This is a genomic window from Serratia sp. CoH_122_TC_1 (assembly GCF_058191755.1).
The window spans coordinates 49,909-65,408 of record NZ_JBXWLA010000002.1 but is presented as its reverse complement, the minus strand read 5'-3'; the positions used below and the strand labels follow the sequence as shown (position 1 = coordinate 65,408).

The following is a 15,500-nucleotide window of genomic DNA, read 5'->3' as shown; positions in this document are numbered from 1 at the left end:
TGCCCTTATTCCAGCGAAATCCAGGTGGTTTTCAGTTCGGTGAATTTATCCAGCGCATGCAACGATTTGTCGCGTCCATTGCCGCTTTGTTTGTAACCCCCGAAGGGCACGGTCATATCCCCGTCGTTGTAGTTATTGATGAACACGGTACCGGCTTTTAACTGGCGAGCCAGGCGGTGCGCACGGGACAGATCGCGTGTCCAGAGCGCGGCACCCAGGCCGTAGTCGCTGTCGTTGGCCAGTTGCATGGCGTGTTGTTCACCGTTGAATAGCGTGACCGCCAGTACCGGACCAAAGATCTCATCGCGTGCAACGCTCATGGCATTATCCACCTGGGTGAGAATGGTCGGGCCAAGATACCCGGCGTGCCCATGCTGTGGGTGTTCGCGGCCGTCAAGGAACAGCGTCGCACCTTGGCTCAAACCTTGTTCGATATAGTCAGCGACTTTCTCGCAGTGGCCTTGGTCGATCAGCGTGCCCATCACCGTTGCAGGATCGAGCGGATCGCCGGGCGTGAATGCTGCGGCATGTCGACGCAGCGCGTGCAGGAACTCTTGCTGAATACTCTCTTCGACCAGCAGCCGAGTCCCGGCGATGCACACCTGCCCCTGATTATAGAAGATGCCCGCTGCGGCACTTTGTGCCGCTTTATCCAGGTCAGGACAGTCGGCAAAGATAATATTGGCGCTTTTGCCACCGGCCTCCAGCCATACCCGTTTCATATTGGATTGGCCGGCGTAGATCATCAGTTGCTTGGCGACCTGCGTGGAGCCGGTGAAGGTGAGGGCATCAACGTCATTGTGCAGCGCCAATGCCTTGCCGGCATCGTGACCGTAGCCGGGGACAATATTCAGCACGCCGTCCGGCAGTCCTGCCTGTTGCGCCAGTTTGCCCAGATAGATAGCTGTCAGCGGGGATTTTTCAGAGGGTTTGAGAATCACGCTGTTGCCGGTGGCCAAGGCCGGGCCGAGCTTCCAGCAGGCTAACAACAGCGGGAAGTTCCAGGGGACGATAGCCCCCACGACGCCAATGGGTTCGCGTTCGATTAACGCCAGTGCATCACCCGCGGTGGGGGCAATTTCGCCGTAAACCTTGTCGATCGCCTCGGCATACCAGCTCAGGCAGCGAATGGCACCAGGTACATCGTCACGCAGACTATGGCGAATGGGTTTACCGGTATCCAGCGTCTCCAGCAGTGCCAGCTCTTCTTGATACTGCTCCATTAACGCCGCTAGCCGTAACAAGGTGGCTTTGCGCTGCGCAGGCGCTGCCCGTGACCAGTCCCCACGTTCAAACGCCGCTCGCGCCGCACTGACCGCCAGATCAATATCGACACCGCTACCGCGGGACACCTGCGTTAACTCGCGTTGGGCGGCAGGATCCTCCACGGCAAAGGTTTTACCTTCGGCGGCGGGTTGATAACGGCCATTGATAAACAGTCGGTTCTCAATATTCAGGGCTTGTGCCCGTTGTTGCCAATACTGTAAGTGGTGGAAGTCCATGCCTTGCTCCGTTGATCAGAAAGTCGTCGGTGTATGGGCGCTGATAATTCGGCAAATCCGCGCCGACGTGTTGCTGAAACTGTGGGGAATGCCGGTGTTGATGGCGTAGCTCTGGCCAGCCTGCAGATGATAAGCCTGCCCATTGACCTGCAATACCACCTCGCCTTCCAGCAGGGTGCCAATCTCTTCCCCCTGATGCTTAATACGTTCGCCGGTGGTGGTACCCGGCTCATAGGTTTCGATCATCATCGCCAAAGTGCGATTGGGGTCGCCGTTGTGGATCAATTTCATCGACACCCCCTGACTGCCAATTTCGATCAGATCTTGGTGATCGATAACAATTTGCGGTTCATCCGGTTTTTCCGGCTCGGCGAAGAACGCCGACAGTGACAGCCCGTACACCGTCAGCAGCTTTTGCAAGGTGCTGATGGCCGGGCTGACCTTGTCCTGTTCGATAGTGCTAATGGCGCTGTGGGTTAATCCAGACAGTTCGGCCGCGCGGCGCTGTGACAGACCCAATTGTTGGCGGATCTGTGACAGGCGTTTTCCCGGTGCCAAGCTGACATCGCTCATGGGCGTTTTTCCTTTTGATAGTGTCGGCAAGCGCTAATGAAACCTTCAAACAACAGACGCGACAGGGCGTACTCTTCACTGTTCCATTCCGGGTGCCACTGCACACCCAGCGCAAAGGGCTGATCGCGCAGGCTGATAGCCTCCACCAGCCCGTCTGCGGCGTGGGCCTCGATACGCACGCTGGAGCCGAGGGTTTTTGCCCCTTGCCCATGCAGTGAGTTCACCCAGAATCTGTTGCAATCCGGTATCAGTTGCGAGAGTAATCCGCCTTCCTGAACGATCACTTCATGGGCAGGGGCGTATTGTTGTTCCAGCGGTAGGTCGTGATCTTCTCGGTGTTCGAGTAATTCAGGTAATTCAAACAAGCGACGGTGGAGGGTGCCTTGGGTGGCAACCACCATTTCCTGCATGCCGCGGCAAATGGCGAAAAGGGGAATGCGCCTGTCGAGCGTATGGCGGATTAACGCCAGGCTCAATTCATCTCGCCCAGGATCGGCGTCAGGCTCATCGCCGTTTTCACCATAAAGGTGCGGCTGCACATTACTGGGGCTGCCAGGCAATAAAATGCCATCGAGGTGAGGCAGCAGTGCGTCCAGCAGTTCCGGCTCCGCAAGCGCGTGCGGCAGGGCGATTGGCAGCCCTCCAGCGGCTACTACGGCATTTAGGTACTTTTCTTGCAAGGTCTGAGTGAGGTGCCCGTTTAACCTATACCTGCACATCACTACGCCGACCACTGGTCTGTTAAATATATTGCCCATGCTATCCCCTTGGTATGTTCGAAATTATGAACGATAAGCTTCTCCACTGCCGTTTTCGTTCAATATTTTATAAATCTAGCAGTCAAATGGGCAATATTCAAACTCAAAGTAACACTTGCAAAACAATTTTGTTGCATCTATGTTTCATTGGTGGACATTATATTGAGCAAGATGGTCAAAAAACATCGACGGCAATAAGTGTGAGAACCACAGACAAAAACATACATGGCGGGTGAATCATGCAGACCAACATAGTAGAAGTGGAAAACTTTGTTCAGCATCATGAAGAAAAGCGAAGTAGCGCGTTCCAGCGTGAAGTGAAGAAGTACCTGGAGCGTTATCCATTAACTCAGCACGTTGACGTTCTGCTGACCGATCTTAACGGGAGTTTCCGCGGTAAACGCATTCCGGTCGCCGGGCTGAGTAAACTGGAGAAAGGGTGTTACTTCCCCGCATCGGTTTTCGCGATGGATATTCTCGGTAACGTTGTCGAAGAGGCTGGATTAGGGCAAGAACTGGGCGAGCCGGATCATATCTGCGTGCCGGTGCTGGGGACATTGACGCCGTCAGCGGCGGATCCGCAGTACATCGGCCAGGTGCTGCTCACCATGCTGGATGAAGATGGTACTCCCTTTAACGTTGAACCGCGCAATGTGCTGAACCGAGTGTGGCAGCGTTTGCGTCAGCGCGGGCTATCCCCCGTAGTAGCGGTAGAGTTGGAGTTCTATCTCATCGATCGCCAGCGCGATTCGGAAGGCTATCTTCAGCCGCCATGCGCACCGGGGACTCAGGAACGCAATACCCAGAGCCAGGTTTATTCCGTCGATAACCTTAACCACTTTGCCGACGTGCTCAGTGAGATTGATGAACTGGCGCGTATGCAGGGTTTGCCGGCGGATGGTGCGGTGGCGGAAGCCTCGCCAGGCCAATTTGAGGTCAACCTGCATCACACCGACAATGTCCTGCAGGCCTGTGACCATGCATTGGCGCTAAAACGCCTGATCCGCATGGTGGCGGAAAACCACAACATGCAGGCCACGTTTATGGCAAAACCCTACGAAGAACACGCCGGCAGTGGTATGCACGTGCATATCAGCATGCTGGACAGGCAGGGCAATAACGTTCTTGCGGACGACGACGGCGAAGATTCTGCATTACTGAAACAGGCACTGGCAGGAATGATTGCCCTGATGCCTTCTTCTATTGCGTTACTGGCACCTAACGTTAATGCTTACCGCCGTTTCCAACCGGGCATGTACGTCCCTACTCAGGCATCCTGGGGCCACAACAACCGCACAGTGGCACTGCGCATTCCCTGTGGCGATCGCGACAGCCACCGTGTGGAGTATCGCGTGGCCGGCGCCGATGCCAACCCTTATCTGGTGATGGCGACCATTTTGGCGGGTATTGTTTATGGCCTGGAAACGACGTTGCCTTTGCAAGAGCCGGTAACCGGCAACGGCCTGGAGCAAGAGGGGCTACCTTTCCCAATCCGCCAAAGTGATGCGCTGTACGAATTTGAACACCAGCCGGTACTGACTGCGCTGCTGGGGGAAAGGTTTAGCCACGTCTACCTGGCCTGCAAAACGGATGAGTTGGTGCAGTTTGAGCGCCTGATCACCGAAACCGAAATCGAGTGGATGCTGAAAAACGCCTGACCCACTCAATATCCATTATACCGCGCGCGTCTGGCGCATTCCGCCGGCTATCCTGTGGCCTGCGAAGCTGCGCGCAGCGGTACAGCATTTCTTCCACTTTGGCGTACAGGACGCCAGCGAGGAAATAATCATGACAGCCATAACTGAACCATCAGTCTGCTCAGGCGTGTGCCTGAGCCGCAGTAAATACGGGCCATCTGCAGGCTTGTTCCCGTTGTCTTTACATCGCATTTTCCGCCGCCTGAACAGCAGTTTCCCCGCGGCCTCTCTGAATGACGTTAACCAGTTACCAGCAGAGGACAAAGAGGGGAAGAGCCATGACGATTAATCCCATTAACGGTAATGAAGCAGCCAAACCGCAGCTGCGTAAATCCCTGAAGCTGTGGCAAGTGGTGATGATGGGCCTGGCTTATCTGACACCGATGACCGTGTTTGACACCTTCGGTATTGTTTCCGGCCTGACTGACGGTCACGTGCCTGCCTCTTACTTGTTGGCGCTGGCTGGCGTACTCTTTACGGCAATCAGCTACGGCAAACTGGTGCGCCAGTTTCCGACGGCGGGTTCCGCCTATACCTATGCACAGAAGGCCATTAATCCGCACGTCGGCTTTTTGGTGGGGTGGTCCTCGTTACTCGATTACCTGTTCTTGCCGATGATTAATACGCTGCTGGCAAAAATCTACCTGACCGCCTTGTTTCCTGACGTGCCGCCGTGGGTGTGGGTGGTGGGTTTTGTGATCATTATTACCGCCATCAACCTGAAAAGCGTCAATCTGGTAGCCAACTTCAATACGTTATTTGTTCTGGCTCAGGTTGCCATCATTGTGGTGTTTATTTTCCTGGTTGTGCGCGGTCTGCACAGCGGTGAAGGGTTGGGCACCGTGTGGAGTTTGCAACCGTTCGTGAGTGAGAACGCGCATCTGCTACCGATTATTACCGGTGCTACCATTTTGTGTTTTTCGTTCCTTGGCTTTGATGCGGTCACCACGTTATGTGAGGAAACGCCCGACGCCGCCAGGGTGATTCCCCGCGCCATTTTCTTGACCGCGCTGTATGGTGGGGTGATTTTCATCAGCGTGTCGTTCTTTATTCAGCTGTTTTTCCCTTCTATTCAACGTTTCCACCAGCCAGATGCGGCATTGCCAGAAATCGCGCTCTATGTGGGCGGCAAGCTGTTCCAATCGATTTTCCTCTGCATTACCTTTATTAACACCTTGGCGTCCGGTTTGGCCTCACACGCCAGCGTGTCGCGACTGTTATATGTAATGGGGCGCGATAACGTGTTCCCGGAAAAGTATTTTGGCTATATCCATCCGAAGTGGCGCACGCCGTCGTTGAACGTGCTGTTGGTTGGGCTGGTGGCGTTGTCTGCGCTGTCATTCGATCTGGTCACGGCCACGGCATTGATCAACTTTGGTGCACTGGTGGCTTTCACCTTCGTCAATTTGTCGGTGATCAGTCATTTTTATATCCGCGAGGGCCGCAACAAAACGTGGAAAGACCATTTCAATTATCTGTTCCTGCCGTTGGTGGGGGCTCTGACGGTGGGCGTACTTTGGTTGAATCTGGAAAAAAGCTCGCTAACCATGGGACTGATTTGGGCCGCTCTGGGCTTTGGTTACCTGGTGTATCTCACCCGGCGTTTCCGCCAGCCACCTCCGCAGTTTGAGCGACAACCGCAGCAATAACCCAAGCCAGGCGGGGACGCCCGCCTTTCTTTTTTTTCCTGTGGGCAGTAGAGTGAAAATCCTGATAAAAAATAACCTATTGGATTTCATCAATGCCCTCTTTCCCCGTCCAGTATAGAGCCACATTACTCGGCCTGTTAGCGATCTTGCTGTGGAGCAGCGTTGTCGGCCTGATACGTAGCGTTAGCGAGGGGCTGGGGCCTATTGGCGGTGCGGCGATGATTTACAGCGTCAGCGCGATTTTTTTGCTGCTGGTGCTGCGGCTGCCAAATTTTCGCCATTTCCCGCGAGCCTATCTGATCCTCGGTAGCCTGTTGTTTGTCAGCTATGAGATCTGTCTGTCACTGTCACTGGGCTACGCGAATACCCGCTTGCAAGCCATTGAGGTTGGGATGATCAACTATCTCTGGCCTTGTTTTACCGTGCTGATGGCGCTGGTATTCAACGGGCAAAAAGCCAAATGGTGGCTGGTGCCAGGGTTGTTGCTGTCATTATTCGGTATCGGCTGGATCATGAGCGGCGAGGGCGGTTGGTCACCGGCGCAAATGCTGGAAAATGTGCGTAGCAATCCGCTGAGCTATTCGCTGGCGTTTGCTGGCGCGGTGATTTGGGCACTGTATTGCAATCTGACCAAGAAAATTGCGCAGGGTCAAAACGGTGTCGTGCTGTTTATTACGCTGACCGCCGTGGCGTTATGGCTGAAGTACGCGTTTAGCGCCGAAAGCGGCATGCAATTTACCCTTCCCGTGACCTTGACGCTGCTATGTGCGGGTATGGCGATGGGGGCGGGCTACGCGGCGTGGAACGTCGGTATTCTGCATGGCAATATGACGTTATTGGCGACGGTGTCCTATTTTACGCCGGTGTTGTCAGCGGTATTTGCCGCCCTCGTGCTGGAGACTGCGCTGACGGCCAATTTTTGGCAGGGGGTGGTGATGGTCACGTTGGGCTCATTAGTGTGCTGGCGGGCAACCCGAGGAAATTAACGGAAATTATCAACCGATTGTCCGATGTTGGACTAGAATCTAACTAGCGATTCTGCATGAAGGAACATGAAAATGAGAGACGATATCCAATTCATTCAGCAGCCAGTTATTGATGATGAAAGCTATATGCGCGGTGATACCGTGCGACTGACCACGGCTAATTTGCGCCACGAATACCAACTGGATGTCAGTATTTTGCGTCGCGAAGGCAAGTTGATTGTGGGGTCGGTGATCGCTGCCGCACCCAAAGTGGATATTCCACCCAAAGAGTGGGAGATCGCACCTGGGCAAGAGGTGGTTTTCCGTCAGGAGAATATCGCGAAAGCTCTGCCCGCCGTTAACTGAAGTTTGACCAGCGGGGGGCTATTCCCCGTTTATCACCGTAGATTTCCTCAAAATGCCAGCGTTAAAAGCGCTGGCATTTTCATTTTGGCGACAGACCTGGTTACGTTTTCGTGTTGAACATAATTGGCACAAAAACTGCTTAAAAATTTACCGGGCATGACAAAAATCACAGCGATCGTGAATTTTCATGAAACATAATTTGACAAATGTGAACGCAATCGATTACCTATTCGCAAAATGCATAACTGGATCACAGATTCTTACACCCAGTGATTTCTATAATGCGCGCGTCGCCCGAGAGTTTGTAAGCGGAGGCAACGCCAGGTGTCGTCAGACTCATTGTCATCTTTTCTAACGGGCAGGAAATGGCCCTTTAAGCATGTGGTAATAAAATGAAAAAAATAGCTCTCGCAGCAGGTGTACTGCTCGCAGCGTCTTACAGTGCATCTTCAATGGCTGATAGCAAAGACAGCCAATACGTTTCAGATTGGTGGCACCAGAGCGTTAACGTGGTAGGCAGCTACCATACCCGTTTCGGACCTCAGTTGAACAACGACGTCTACCTGGAGTATGAAGCCTTCGCTAAAAAAGATTGGTTCGACTTCTATGGCTACGTTGACGTACCTAAGTTCTTCGGCGTTGGTAACACGCCGGATCGTGGCATCTGGGACAAAGGTTCACCGATGTTTATGGAGATTGAACCGCGCTTCTCCATCGACAAACTGACCGGTACCGATCTGAGCTTCGGCCCGTTCAAAGAATGGTACTTTGCTAACAACTACATCTATGACCTGGGCCACAATGCCGATGGTCGCCAGAATACCTGGTACATGGGTCTGGGTACCGACATCGACACCGGTCTGCCGATGAGCCTGTCGATGAACATCTATGCAAAATACCAGTGGGAAAACTACCAGGCTGCCAACGAAAACAGCTGGGATGGTTACCGCTTCAAAGTGAAATACTTTGTGCCGTTGACCCAACTGTGGGGTGGCAATCTGAGCTACATCGGCTTTACCAACTTTGACTTTGGTTCCGATCTGGGCAAAGACAGCAATTGGACCGACGGTACCGGCAAGCAAGTGCGTACCAGTAACTCAATTGCTTCCAGCCATATCTTGGCGTTGAATTACGATCACTGGCACTACTCGTTTGTTGCCCGTTATTTCCATAACGGTGGCCAGTGGCAGGATGGGGCTGATATCGGCACTCCGCAGGGCCCAATTAAATCCACCGGTTGGGGTTACTACCTGGTAGCTGGTTATAACTTCTGATTTTCCGTGGTGTCAGAAACAGAAAACTCCGCTTTGGCGGGGTTTTTTTTGTCATCACTGCGCAGGTTCACCCGGCAAATGTCTTACCGGCATAAATAATCGTCCTTTGATTACATGGCATTCATTATTGATCCAGTTGATGATTTGTTCACGGCTCACGCCTTCAGATTGCGCGTAGCGGTGAAGATCGCCATTAAAGTGCTGTGTGATGTATTCCATGAGGGTCATTTGCATGTCTTTTGCTCCTGAACGCCCGTCAGTTGCCACCTGGCCATTGCGGGAGGTTAAGGTTTCTCAGACGCCGAATTTAAAGTATTGGCAACTAAATCTCAACAAAAAGCACTGGTGTGGTGCATTTGATGTCAGTTTTATAGCAAAAAGAATCCCGCACGGGGTGGCGGGAAGTATTCCGAATTATCACTTTGGGTGATGAAAAATAATTTGAGGTGCGACGAAAAAGAGCAGATTCACTCTTTTTTGTGACCCTCACAAACTACGACAAGGCTTATTTCTCTGCAAGAAAAATCTCAGTCAAATCATTCGGTTTTATCGAGTTATTTTGCAGTGGGGGACCGTATTTTCATCTGAAGGGTGCGTCCTCATTCCAGGGGATAAATATCTCAGAGTTTTCCGCATGCTTTATGTGGACAGTTGCGCCAATATTGGAGGCAATAACCCATGCAGGAAGTGACACCCATGCGTACACCTCATATTACCCTCACCGTGCTGGCGCTGATCGCGTCGTTGGGCCTGTCATCTGCACCGGCATTGGCTGATAAAGGGGGGGACGGCCATGGCAACAACGGTAATCATGGCAACAACGGTAATCATGGCAATAACGGTAACCACGGTAATAAGGCCAAAGGAAACGATAGCGACCAAGGCATGGTTTCAGTCAGTATTTCTCGTGAGCGTGCACGCTCTCTGGCAGTGAACTATGGGCTGACCGGGTACCGTTCTTTACCGCCGGGTATTGCCAAAAATTTGGCGCGTGGCAAGCCGTTACCCCCTGGCATCGCCAAGAAAATGGTGCCCTCATCGATGCGCCATGATTTGCCTTATTATCCAGGCTATGAATGGCGTATTGCCGGTGACGACCTGGTCTTGGTCGCGCTGAGCACCGCATTGGTAGCATCAGTGATCAATGGCGTGTTTAATTAACGCGGGATTTTGCTGCGTAGAGCCTCGCTTCGGCGGGGCTTTTTATTTGCCTGAACCCAAGGTTCGTGGTGAACTCTTATCCTTATTGTTTTTAGGCAAATAAATAAGGACATGGTCATGTTCAGGATGTTATTGATTGCCTGTTGTCTGGTCAGTTTTTCCTCGTTGGCTGAAAGCAACATGGCACTCGGTGAGCTGGTAAACCAGCGGTTGTCTTACATGAAAGATGTTGCGGGTTATAAGGCACTACGCAATCTGCCAATTGAGGATTTGGCGCAAGAGTCCAACGTATTGGCAAGTGCGGAGGCAGAAGCGGGGCGTTTAGGATTGGATCCGCTTTCTGTCAGGCCCTTTATCAAGGCACAAATGGACGCGGCCAAGGCAATCCAATACCGTTATCGCGCAGGCTGGCTGGCGCAGCCGGAAAGTGAGTGGCAGCCGCGCCCGCTCGAGAGCGTACGGCCGCAGATTGCTGAACTCAGTAGCCGTATTTTACAGCAGTTGGCGACGGAGGTGAAAAGCGGTTCGTTGACGCAGGCCAGTCGCAGTGCCTTTATTCACGCGATTGATCAGGCCAACCTGAGCGAGGCTGACAAACAGCGCTTATTTACCGCCTTGCTGGCCGTCAGGGTAAGCAAGGCGGGGTGACAGCGCGATTAATCGCAACCCACGCCGCTGCGCTGAAAGGTCAGCACGCGGCTGCGATTAGCAATCAAATCCACGCTGTAACCACGGAAGTACAGGCAAAAGCGTTTTAACCACGGGCCGTCGTTGCTTTCAACCAGCATGCGGCCCTGGCCGAGTGAGCTGATTGTCCCGGTCTGTGCCGCAGGGCCAACCCCAATATGCACTTGATCGCCGCAAATTTCGAAAGCTGTTCGGTACTGCGGGTGATACCACAACCCCTGAACGTGTTTCAGGCAGTCGCGGTTGGGTGTCACTGGCAGAAAACTGCGCGTCACATGGCCCACTTCCCCTTCAACGGCTTCCCCCGTCCATTTGAGCCGTATCGGCATATGAGCGGAAAGCGACACGGCGTAACCATCATCAGCTTGATACAGGGGTTCATCGCTACCCAGATAGGCGACGTTGCCGTTTTTCACCTCCAGCCAGTAGGGTTCGGCCACCGTGGCATAAATACCGTCAGGAATCGCCGTGCTGCGTTGCGGGAGCGCTTCGCCAAGCAAAGCGGCCATGACCTGCAGTGCCATAGCAAAACTGTCACAGTCCTCGCGGTTGGCGACCAGTACGACGCCAGCTTGACGGTCAGGTGCCAACAAGAAATAGGTTTTGTAGCCGGCATGTGAACCGCCGTGCCCCAGCAGTTGATGTTGGCCGAGCGGAGTTTGTGCCAGCCCCAGACCATAACTGCTGAGTTGGCCCTGGTTGAGATGACGCGGCGCACTGAGTTGTGCCAGTACGCCACGGCCGGGATCGCGATCGGCGAGCAGCGTTTGTAACCAGCGGGTGAGGGCATTGGCGCTGCCCGTCAGGCTACCGGATGCGGAAAGATGCAGACCCGCAGTGGCGAGTTGCCAACCCAGTGCTGAACGCCAGTAACCGGGGGCTAGACCGGGGACAACGTCAAACCAGCTTTCGGGCGCCCGTAGCTGCACCTGCAACGGCTGGGCGATGTGCTGCTGCACCAGTTGGTCAAAATCATAGCCCCTGGCTTGGAGTGCGGCTTCGACCAGCCGGTAACCGGTATTGGTGTAGGTGATTTCGCTTCCCGCGGGGTAGTTCAACCCACTCAGCCCTTGCAGGAACTGCATCACCGGCTGTGCCTCGCTGCGAGTGTGCACCGAGATGCCCAACAACCCCAGGGTTTCGCGCACGTCGGGGAGCCCGCTGGTCATGTCGAGCGCTTGGCCGACGGTGACGTCTGCCAACGGAGATTGCAGCTCAGGCAGCAAGTTGCCAAGCCGGTCACTGAGGCTGATGGCGTTGTCCGTGGCATTTAGTGCCAGCGCGGCGAAAATATGTTTGGTGACAGAGGCATAACGGACTACGGTGTCGGCGGTAAACGGGGTATTTTGCGCCAGATCGGCAAGGCCTGCGCTGGTGGTCGCTTGGATCTGCATCGCGTCGAACAGGGTAATCGCTCCACCGGGTTGGCCATCGGGCTGCCAATCAGCCAACAGCCGGTTGGCAACCGCCTGTGCGGCGCGCCAGTTTAGCGGGATTTCAGACATATCTAGCCTCCAGAATAGATTATCAATTTGTGCCTCGATGGGCTTTTCGCCAGATTGTCGCGTACCACGCAATCTGCGGGCCGCTGTTTTGTGCGCTGTTCCGACCAGATACGGTAATTTTCAGTCAAAACTGAGATGCAGTACGCAAATCGAAACGGCAGAAGGGAAGGAGGCAAAATGTGTGCCACAAGGCAAGACGTCAAGCGCAGGGATATGCGAGGCCGGCGCCGTGCCTCGCAACAGGTCGAGAAGACTTAGCGTGGCAACCCGCCCCAGGAAAGCAGACTGTCGATCATTTGTTTGAGCAGGCGTTGCAAGGACGCTGCACGCTGCGGATCAAAAGCAAAGGGATACTGTTCTGACATGTAGTTCACCTGCGCCAGCTCAAGCTGAATGGCATGCAGCTGTTCTTGCGGCTGGCCGTAAGCGCGAGTGATGTAACCACCTTTGAAACGGCCGTTAAGCACGTGCGTGAACTGTTGCTGCTGTTCACAACAGGCGACCAGACGATCGCTCAGCGCCGGGGCGCAGCTTTCACCGCTGTTGGTGCCCAAATTGAGGTCCGGCAGCTTACCGTCGAACAACCGTGGGATCACTGAGGCAATAGAATGCGCATCGAAGAGCAATGCGTAACCGTGTTTTGCCTTTAACCGTGCCAGTTCATCCTGCAATTGCTGGTGATAGGGTTGCCAGATGTCTTGCAGATAACGGGAACGCTCCTCATCAGAGGGTGCCTTGCCCGGCAAAAAGCTCGGACGTCCGTCAAACAGCACGTCAGGATACAGACCGGTCGTCGCGGTGGTATACAGCGGCTTATCGTCCGCGGGGCGGTTCAAGTCGATGACAAAGCGCGAATAATTACCGACCAACATGCTGGCACCCATCGCACGGGCAAAATCGTACAACTGCGGGATATGCCAGTCGGTGTCGGGTAGCGGTCGCGCGTCGTCGGTCAAACCGGCTTCGACCGCCGGCGTGAGTCGAGTACCGGCATGGGGAATGCTGATCAGCAACGGCAGGCTGCCGGCATGGAAATCAAACGGATCGCGAATAGTCATTGACGTACTTCTCCTCGGAAAATCACCGTACAGGGCAGTTGTCCGCCCAACCAGTAAGCCAGTTCAGCCGGTCGCGACAGCGGCCAGTGTACAAAATCTGCCACTTTGCCCGTTTCCAGCGTGCCATGGCTGGCTTGAAGGCCCAGCGCTTTAGCCGCGTGAGTCGTGACACCGGCAAGGGCTTCTTCCGGTGTCAGACGGAACAGGGTGCAGGCCATATTGATCATCAAACGTAATGACAGGGTCGGTGAGGTGCCTGGATTGGCGTCACTGGCAATGGCCATTGCCACACCGTGTTTGCGGAACAGGTCAACCGGTGGACATTGGGTTTCACGTAACAGGTAGTACGCCCCTGGCAGCAGTACCGCTACGGTACCGGCGTCGCCCATGGCGCGGGCATCTTGTTCGGTGGCGTATTCCAGGTGATCGGCGGATAGGGCATGGTGCTGCGCTGCCAATGTGCTGCCGCCCAGTGCAGAAAGTTGTTCGGCGTGCAGTTTCACGGGCAAACCCGCCGCTTCAGCGGCGGCGAACACTTTTGCCACCTGCGCGGGAGAGAATGCCAGGTGCTCGCAGAAGGCGTCGACCGCGTCGGCCAGCCCGGCGGCAGCCGCTTGAGGAATGATGGTGTTGCATACCAGATCGATATAGTCGTCGGCGCGGTTGGCGTATTCCGGCGGCAGGGCGTGCGCTGCCAGGCAGGTGGTTTTCACCTCTACCGGCACGTGTTCGCCCAGTCTGCGTGCGACACGCAACATTTTTAGTTCGCTTTCTGGTGTCAGACCGTAGCCGGATTTGATCTCCACGCAGGTTACACCTTCCGCCAGCAACGGGCGCAGACGAAACAGCGCCTGTTCAAACAACCGCTCTTCATCGGCGTCGCGAGTGGCTTTGACCGTGGAAATGATACCGCCGCCTTGGGCGGCAATGTCGGCATAGCTTACACCGTTCAGACGCTGTTCGAACTCACCGCTGCGATTGCCACCGAACACCAGATGCGTATGGCAGTCAACAAAGCCTGGGGTAATGATGCCGCCGTCGAATTTCACCGTTTCATCCGCGATTAGCGCAGCCGGCATTGCCGCATGTTCACCCAGCCAGACAATTTTTCCATCACGCACGGCAATCGCGCCGTTGCTGAGCGTGTGGTATTTGCCGTCGCGCATGGTGACGATATCGGCTCCGTGCCACAGGCTGTCGCAGTGAATCTCAGTGGTCATTGCTTTTCTCCGCTGGAGCCTTGGCTCCCACATGGTTGTATATACAATTAAAAACAACCTAGCGCATTCATCGGATTGTCACAAGAGGCAGGCTAAAAATTTGTTATCGGGATGTGATCGTTGTGGAAGGGCGGGTGCAAAAGCAGCACCCGCAGGGAATTACACGTCAGTGGTGAAACGGCCGAACAGTTGATAGCGGCTGCCCGGATACAGCAGGCGCGCTGAGGTCACCACGGTTTTACCCGACCAGGTGCGGCGGTGGATCAGCAGTCCGGGTTCATGGTCCTCCAATTGCAGCAATTCACGCTCACGGGAGGTTGGCACCACCGCTTCCACGATATGCTCGCCGGCGGTCAGCGGTGCGGCCTGTGTCAGGTAGATATAGGGCGTGACGCGATCGAAATCCTGCTTCATGTAATCAGGTGCGATCAGGGGGTTCACGCAGCGGTCCTCTACCTGAACGGGAATGTCGTTTTCGTAATGCACGATTTGTGAATAGAAAAGCTGTTGGCCGGGCTGGATACCCAACGCGACCGCCTCTTCTTCGCTGGCAGGGCGTGCTTTGAGCTGCAGAATTTTGCTGCTGTGCCGATGCCCACGTGCGGCAATTTCGTCGGCAATGTTATGCACTTCCAACAGGGCGGTGTGTGCCTTGGCTTCGGCGACAAAGGTGCCAACACCTTGCATGCGGATGAGGAAGCCTTCAGTCGTCAGCTCACGCAGTGCGCGGTTGATGGTCATACGGCTGACGCCAAGCTCGGCGACCAGCTCGCTTTCAGAAGGAACGCGTTGGTGCGGTAGCCAATGACCTGCGCGGATCTGGTTTACGATTGCCTGCTTGACCCGTTGATAAATTGGGGCGGGGGTATCGCTCATTGCAGCAGCCAGTTGTAACAGGGTCTGTTGATCAACCACGACGTTAACCTCGTCAAATAAAAAAATAATAACACCAGTTTACTGTTGATGTCGGCGTATGTATATGTATATACAACTAAGGGCCGGTTCGCCACAGCAACACGTTGGCCCTGCATTTTCGGATGCGCGATTATCGCGCGTTATCAGCCGTTACACTAACAGTGGAAGAC

Annotated in this window: 17 protein-coding genes; 9 read left to right on the top strand and 8 right to left on the bottom strand. The window is 54.5% G+C overall.

Annotated features, from left to right (window positions below; genetic code table 11):
* Positions 1-5: 5 nt before the first annotated feature.
* From puuC to puuD, 3 genes are read right to left on the bottom strand one after another with little or no spacing between them, the layout of a single operon-like run.
* Positions 6-1,502 (bottom strand): aldehyde dehydrogenase PuuC, encoded by a 1,497-nt coding sequence (puuC, locus tag AC2FC2_RS02885; RefSeq protein ID WP_490658692.1) that lies wholly within the window; start codon positions 1,500-1,502, stop codon positions 6-8.
* A 15-nt stretch (positions 1,503-1,517) separates the two neighbouring features.
* A complete protein-coding gene (puuR, locus tag AC2FC2_RS02880) occupies positions 1,518-2,075 on the bottom strand; it encodes an HTH-type transcriptional regulator PuuR (protein ID WP_209632936.1) in 558 nt (185 codons plus the stop codon).
* The gene (gene puuD / locus AC2FC2_RS02875) at positions 2,072-2,833 is read right to left on the bottom strand and encodes a gamma-glutamyl-gamma-aminobutyrate hydrolase (RefSeq protein ID WP_265557128.1); all 762 of its coding nucleotides are present in this window, start codon (positions 2,831-2,833) and stop codon (positions 2,072-2,074) included. Before puuD ends, puuR begins: the two co-directional genes overlap by 4 nt.
* 239 nt (positions 2,834-3,072) lie before the next feature.
* On the opposite strand from puuD, the gene AC2FC2_RS02870 reads away from it, so the two are divergent.
* From AC2FC2_RS02870 to AC2FC2_RS02845, 6 genes are all read left to right on the top strand, one after another.
* Entirely contained in the window at positions 3,073-4,491 is a 1,419-nt protein-coding gene (locus tag AC2FC2_RS02870; protein ID WP_490658691.1) for a glutamine synthetase family protein, read from the top strand.
* Between the two features lie 130 nt (positions 4,492-4,621).
* A complete protein-coding gene (locus AC2FC2_RS02865) occupies positions 4,622-4,819 on the top strand; it encodes a hypothetical protein (RefSeq protein ID WP_209632939.1) in 198 nt (65 codons plus the stop codon).
* A complete protein-coding gene (locus AC2FC2_RS02860) occupies positions 4,809-6,179 on the top strand; it encodes an APC family permease (protein ID WP_265557126.1) in 1,371 nt (456 codons plus the stop codon). The genes AC2FC2_RS02865 and AC2FC2_RS02860 overlap by 11 nt, the downstream gene beginning before the upstream one ends.
* A 92-nt stretch (positions 6,180-6,271) precedes the next feature.
* The gene (gene yddG / locus AC2FC2_RS02855; protein WP_490658690.1) at positions 6,272-7,165 is read left to right on the top strand and encodes an aromatic amino acid DMT transporter YddG; all 894 of its coding nucleotides are present in this window, start codon (positions 6,272-6,274) and stop codon (positions 7,163-7,165) included.
* Positions 7,166-7,237: 72 nt separating this feature from the next.
* On the top strand, positions 7,238-7,510 hold the full coding sequence (locus AC2FC2_RS02850) for a hypothetical protein (RefSeq protein WP_209632942.1): 273 nt from the start codon (positions 7,238-7,240) through the stop codon (positions 7,508-7,510).
* 392 nt (positions 7,511-7,902) lie between these two features.
* Positions 7,903-8,784 (top strand): nucleoside-specific channel-forming protein Tsx, encoded by an 882-nt coding sequence (locus AC2FC2_RS02845; RefSeq protein WP_209632943.1) that lies wholly within the window; start codon positions 7,903-7,905, stop codon positions 8,782-8,784.
* Between the two features lie 54 nt (positions 8,785-8,838).
* On the opposite strand, the gene AC2FC2_RS02840 is transcribed toward AC2FC2_RS02845, so the two are convergent.
* Positions 8,839-9,018: a hypothetical protein gene (locus AC2FC2_RS02840; protein WP_209632944.1), complete on the bottom strand. Its 180-nt coding sequence runs from the start codon at positions 9,016-9,018 to the stop codon at positions 8,839-8,841.
* Here AC2FC2_RS02840 and AC2FC2_RS02835 point away from each other — a divergent pair.
* The 3 genes from AC2FC2_RS02835 (at position 9,017) to AC2FC2_RS02825 (ending at position 10,593) form a co-directional block, all read left to right on the top strand.
* Positions 9,017-9,214 carry a hypothetical protein gene (locus AC2FC2_RS02835; RefSeq protein ID WP_490658689.1) on the top strand — a complete coding sequence of 66 codons (198 nt, stop codon included), beginning with the start codon at positions 9,017-9,019 and terminating at the stop codon, positions 9,212-9,214. The two genes, AC2FC2_RS02840 and AC2FC2_RS02835, sit on opposite strands and share 2 nt — an antisense overlap.
* Positions 9,215-9,480: 266 nt before the next feature.
* A complete protein-coding gene (locus AC2FC2_RS02830) occupies positions 9,481-9,945 on the top strand; it encodes an anti-virulence regulator CigR family protein (RefSeq protein ID WP_209632945.1) in 465 nt (154 codons plus the stop codon).
* Positions 9,946-10,062: 117 nt separating this feature from the next.
* Complete coding sequence (locus AC2FC2_RS02825; protein ID WP_490658688.1) at positions 10,063-10,593, top strand: chorismate mutase; 531 nt, start codon at positions 10,063-10,065, stop codon at positions 10,591-10,593.
* 8 nt (positions 10,594-10,601) lie between these two features.
* Here AC2FC2_RS02825 and AC2FC2_RS02820 read toward each other — a convergent pair whose 3' ends face one another.
* The 4 genes from AC2FC2_RS02820 to hutC all read right to left on the bottom strand — a co-directional run bounded on the left by AC2FC2_RS02820 (position 10,602) and on the right by hutC (position 15,291).
* Positions 10,602-12,137, bottom strand: coding sequence for a serine hydrolase domain-containing protein (locus AC2FC2_RS02820; RefSeq protein WP_490658687.1), 1,536 nt, complete (start codon positions 12,135-12,137; stop codon positions 10,602-10,604).
* 254 nt (positions 12,138-12,391) lie between these two features.
* Positions 12,392-13,195, bottom strand: coding sequence for an N-formylglutamate deformylase (gene hutG / locus AC2FC2_RS02815; RefSeq protein WP_209632948.1), 804 nt, complete (start codon positions 13,193-13,195; stop codon positions 12,392-12,394).
* Positions 13,192-14,415 carry an imidazolonepropionase gene (gene hutI / locus AC2FC2_RS02810; protein ID WP_490658686.1) on the bottom strand — a complete coding sequence of 408 codons (1,224 nt, stop codon included), beginning with the start codon at positions 14,413-14,415 and terminating at the stop codon, positions 13,192-13,194. The genes hutG and hutI overlap by 4 nt, the downstream gene beginning before the upstream one ends.
* Positions 14,416-14,574: 159 nt before the next feature.
* Entirely contained in the window at positions 14,575-15,291 is a 717-nt protein-coding gene (gene hutC, locus AC2FC2_RS02805; protein WP_245209773.1) for a histidine utilization transcriptional repressor HutC, read from the bottom strand.
* Positions 15,292-15,500 lie beyond the last annotated feature (209 nt).